Source organism: Cupriavidus sp. SK-3, from assembly GCF_000611145.1.
Lineage (GTDB): Bacteria > Pseudomonadota > Gammaproteobacteria > Burkholderiales > Burkholderiaceae > Cupriavidus.
This window is the reverse complement of the sequence record NZ_JFJV02000042.1, coordinates 1-959: the sequence shown is the minus strand read 5'-3', so window position 1 is coordinate 959 and position 959 is coordinate 1. Positions and strand designations below refer to the sequence as shown.

At 63.0% G+C, this 959-nt stretch carries 3 protein-coding genes; all 3 read right to left on the bottom strand.

Translation table 11 applies throughout. From position 1 onward, the window contains the following. The coding region (locus CF70_RS36460; protein WP_160172226.1) for an OmpA family protein at positions 1 to 411 on the bottom strand (411 nt) is incomplete at its 3' end. A gap of 17 nt (positions 412 to 428) precedes the next feature. Further along, a complete protein-coding gene (locus tag CF70_RS04535; protein WP_006159494.1) occupies positions 429 to 767 on the bottom strand; it encodes a P-II family nitrogen regulator in 339 nt (112 codons plus the stop codon). Between the two features lie 64 nt (positions 768 to 831). Next, the coding region (locus CF70_RS35655; protein ID WP_304413163.1) for a TorF family putative porin at positions 832 to 959 on the bottom strand (128 nt) is incomplete at its 5' end.

Genomic DNA, 959 nt, shown 5'->3' with positions numbered 1-959 from the left:
GGGGGGTGCGGCTGCCGCTACGGCCACGAGCGAGATTTCCACCACGCGCGCTGCCTCGGCATTGCCGACCTTTTCGACCTCAGCGGGCTTCTTCATCACGATGGCGTCGTCAGGCACGCCTGCAGCCTTGAGCGCGCCTGCCACAGCCAGGGCGCGTTGCTTGGCCAGCTCGGCATTGGCTGCCGCGTCGCCGGAAGTATCGGTAAAGCCAGATACCTGCACCTTGGCGCCCGCGTTCGCCTTGACGAACTCCGCCACCTTGGTGGCCGCCGCGGCACTGTCCGCCGGCAATTCGGCCTTGCCCAGCTCAAAGCTCAGCTTGGCGCCAGGGAAATCGGCCGCCCGTGCCAGGCCGCAAATGCCCAGCATCAGTACAAAGGCCAACAGGAAGCGTCTCATGAAATATGTCATTTGCTTTTTCTCCTCGCTCACAGCGCGTCGCCGCCGGTCTCGCCGGTACGAATGCGGATGACCTGCTCGATGGGCGCCACAAAGATCTTGCCGTCGCCAATCTTGCCGGTCCGCGCCGATTTCTCGATCGCCTCGATGGCCCGGTCGACCACGTCGTCCGGGACGGCCACTTCGATCTTCACCTTGGGCAGGAAATCCACGATGTATTCCGCGCCCCGGTACAGTTCGGTGTGACCCTTCTGGCGACCGAAGCCCTTGACTTCAGTCACGGTGATGCCGGACACGCCCACATCCGAGAGCGCTTCGCGCACCTCGTCGAGCTTGAACGGCTTGATGACGGCGATGATCAGTTTCATCCGATTTCTCCTCTGAGCGGGACGGCCCGGCGTGCGTCCGGCGCCCGCTCAACCTGCTGCGTGTTTAGAAAGTCTTGGTGATCGAAGCCCAGGCGGTAGCCTTGCCGACATAGCGGCCAGACGTATTGGTATAGACCGAGTTGTGGGCATTGGTGTCGATGTAGGCGATCGCCAGTGCGAAGCCCTTGCCCA

Excerpts from the sequence above, each read along its gene's own strand:
- CF70_RS04535 (WP_006159494.1), bottom strand. The coding sequence starts at position 767 with ATGAAACTGATCATCGCCGTCATCAAGCCGTTCAAGCTCGACGAGGTG.